At 35.5% G+C, this 3,608-nt stretch carries 2 protein-coding genes; both read left to right on the top strand.

The annotated features are described in order from the left end of the window. The first annotated feature begins 115 nt into the window (after positions 1-115). On the top strand, positions 116-724 hold the full coding sequence (locus QVP67_RS04440) for a thiamine phosphate synthase (RefSeq protein WP_022162348.1): 609 nt from the start codon (positions 116-118) through the stop codon (positions 722-724). Between the two features lie 547 nt (positions 725-1,271). After that, entirely contained in the window at positions 1,272-3,365 is a 2,094-nt protein-coding gene (locus QVP67_RS04435; RefSeq protein WP_288179903.1) for a DNA/RNA helicase domain-containing protein, read from the top strand. Positions 3,366-3,608: the final 243 nt, after the last annotated feature.

Raw genomic sequence — 3,608 nt, 5'->3', positions numbered from 1 at the left:
AGGGGATACCCTAAAATTGGAAGTTTACATCTAAATATACCATAGGCAAAAGATTGTCTGATAGATAAGAATTTGCTAACTTTGCTAAACTTAACATTTCAGCAAACAAGTAAATATGAAACTTATTGTTGTAACACCACCTACATTTTTTGTAGAAGAAGATCAAATAATTACAGCTCTTTTTGAAGAAGGGCTGGATATTCTGCATTTGCGGAAACCTGCAACCCCCGCTATGTATTCCGAGCGCTTGCTTACTCTGATTCCTGAAAAATATCATAAGCGCATTGTGACTCACGAGCATTTCTATTTGCAGAATGAATTTAACTTGTCAGGCATTCATTTGAATGCGCGCAATCCTCAGGAGCCTCACGACTATGCTGGCAATGTCAGTTGTACCTGTCATTCCATCGAAGAACTGAAAAACAAGAAACATTTTTATGACTATGTGTTCTTGAGTCCTATATTCGATTGTATAACCAAAGCTGATGTAGCATCCGCCTTTACAGCCGAAGAACTTCGGTTGGCTGCAAAGGAAAAGATTATAGATAGTAAAGTAATGGCTTTTGGTGGTATTAATCCTGATAACATTCTGGAAATAAAAGATTTCGGATTTGGCGGCGCTGTGATTATGGGTGACTTATGGAATAAATTCAATGCTTGTTCTGATCGCGATTATATAAAAGTCATACAGCACTTCAAGCATTTGAAGGAGATGGCTGATTGATTTGAAATCGGTGGATTAATGGGTTAAAAGAAGGGGGGATTTTAAATAAACGTCATAGTAAATATATTATAAGAATAGTGTGCGAAAGTGATGAGACTGGGTTGTTATTATTTTTTATAGACCTGTGTGACTTGTTTTATGGTGACAACAAGGATTTTTTGCGTACAATTCCGCAGCTTAATATTTTATGCAAACACGGATATTGGATGGAAAAGTAAAATATCTGTTTCTCCTTTCCCGTTGGTTAAGGACAAATTACTTGAAGGTATGATCAATGCATGCTGGTTGAGAACAGAAAATATTTAAAAAAACGATGCGCCGATTCTTAAACTCAATCCTTATACGAATGTAGATATGCTTGTTGGAAGACTGATGAGTAAAGAGACGGTAAATTATGGTGCTACATATATCTAAACTTCTGATTATCTAAATAATAGATATATTTATTATTTTTGCAATTCGAATACTTTAATAAACTCAAATCAATACCGTTAAGACCATTATGCTACGTTGCCTATTTCATTCTACTATTCAGGATTTCTGTAAGATGTCTCCAAAGGCACTATTAGGAACATTTATCAGCAATTATCATGGTTGTTCTATTACAACCACAAATGAAGCATGGTTAAGTGAGATAGAAATTATGCAGAATGTTTTGTTGTTGTGGAGAGATGAAAATGGGCATGTGATATTTGAGTATGATATTCCTAGATTAGGAAAACGAATTGATGTAGTTCTTTTACTTAGAGGATTGATCTTTTGTATTGAATTTAAGATTGGAGAAAAGAATGTACTTCAATCTAACATCGAACAGGTTTTGGACTATGCTTTGGATTTGAAAAACTTTCATCTATTGAGTCAGAATAGAACCATTGTTCCTATTTTAGTTCCAACTAAATTAGATACAAGTTCGAATGTTTTTGTTTCTTCAGTCTATGATGATTCTATATACAATCCATTAGTAACAGGCGTTACTGGATTACAGCAGCTTATTTCAAATATTTTTATACATTCAGGTGCGCTGAATGAAGATCCAAGTCTAGGTGCTGATTGGATTATAAGCCCCTATTCTCCAACGCCAACCATTATTGAGGCTGCTAAGAAACTTTACGAAAACCATAGCGTAGAAGATATTACAAGACATGAAGCAGACAAAGTATCAACAGATAAGACAATAGAATATATACTCAGTGTAATAAGAGAAAGTCGGGATAATAGACAAAAAAGTATTTGCTTTGTTACTGGTGTGCCTGGTGCGGGGAAAACTCTTGTTGGTTTGGATGTGGCAGTAAAGCAATCCTATCAGGATGGAAATGAATTTATAGAAGATGAGGGAGCTGTCTATCTATCTGGTAATGGTCCATTAGTTGCTGTCCTTACAGAGGCATTGGCTATCGATAATCAAAGAAAGTGTAGAGAACGTGGCGAAAGAAAAAATCTCTCTGATTCAAGGAGAGAAGTGGGTAAGTTCATACAAATTATACATCGATATAGAGATAATATGTTGGCTAAAATAAAGAATCCTATTCGTAATGGGATTCTTGAAATTGATCCTGAGAAAGCAATAAAACTTTCTAAAGCCGGTTATGGAGAAGTTGAGCATGTTGCTATTTTTGATGAAGCACAACGTTCATGGACGCATAAGAGACTCTCTGATTATCTTAAACGAGGCGGGACTTATGGCAACAAACTAAAAATAAAGGATTTTCCACTTTCTGAAGCCGCTTTCTTAATCTGGTCGCTCGATCAAAGAGAAGATTGGGCAACAATAATATGTTTAATAGGTGGTGGTCAGGAAATTAATACTGGAGAAGCAGGAATCTCAGAATGGATAAAGGCTCTTAATGAGAGATTTTCACATTGGAAGATATATATATCCGATAAGCTTACCGAAAAGGAATATGCTGATGGTAGGGTTAATGAGTTATTAGCTAACAATGATAAAGTTACATATTCATCAAATCTCCATCTTGGTGTTAGTCTTCGTTCGTTTAGAGCAGAAAGCCTTTCTGCTTTTGTACATTCTTTACTTTCATTCAATCCTGATGCTTCAATGTGGTATGAGAAAATTAGAAAACATTACCCAATTGTATTAACGAGAGACATGGACAAAGCTAGGGCTTGGTTGCGTAGTAAAACAAGAGGTTCGCAAAAAGCTGGCGTACTTGTTAGCAAAGCTGCAGCGCGTTTTAAACCATTGGCTATTCATGTACTTGAGCAAGGAGATGAAAATGCTGTTCATTGGTTTTTGGAGGATAGGGATGATGTTCGTTCATCAAACTATCTCGAAGATGCGGCAACAGAAATTCAAGTTCAAGGATTGGAATTGGATTATACTTGTGTTTTATGGGATGCTGATGTGAGATGTGATAATATGAAATGGAAGTTTTACAATTTCAATGGAAAGACAGCTTGGCGTGAAGAAACAGGGAAAACAGAAAGTAGCCTTGAACGAAGAAAGTATATGTTGAATACTTATCGGGTGTTACTAACACGTGCTCGTATTGGTATGGTTATTTGTGTTCCGGAAGGTAACCATAATTATATTTCTGGCGGATTTCCTGAAGACACGACAAGACTTCCTGAGTTTTATGACGGCACATATAAATATTTTAGATCCATAGGTCTGGAAGAAATATAGTCTAATTCTTAAAAAAATAGGCTGTAACACCTGATAAACAGTTTGTTACAGCCTAAATCTGATATTATTTAAATTGCTTATGCTTCCTCTATTGCAGCTTGCGCCATACCGATATAGATTTAATATTCTGATACTTATGTATTTAGTGTAAGCCTAAAGTAAGCGAATATTTATCTAATGTTGTTTTGATTATGGGGTATCGGCTTAGAGTTTAGTAAACTTCCAATTTTAGGGTATCCCCTT

Origin of the sequence: Bacteroides sp. CAG:633 (assembly GCF_000435115.1) — a bacterium.
GTDB classification, from domain to species: Bacteria; Bacteroidota; Bacteroidia; order Bacteroidales; family Bacteroidaceae; genus Bacteroides; species Bacteroides ndongoniae.
Note: the sequence above shows the minus strand (reverse complement) of the source record. Positions and strands in the feature narration are given on the sequence as shown.

Bases quoted from the DNA above. Each gene is read 5' to 3' on its own strand.
- QVP67_RS04435 (WP_288179903.1), top strand. From the start codon at position 1,272: ATGTCTCCAAAGGCACTATTAGGAACATTTATCAGCAATTATCATGGT.
- QVP67_RS04440 (WP_022162348.1), top strand. From the start codon at position 116: ATGAAACTTATTGTTGTAACACCACCTACATTTTTTGTAGAAGAAGAT.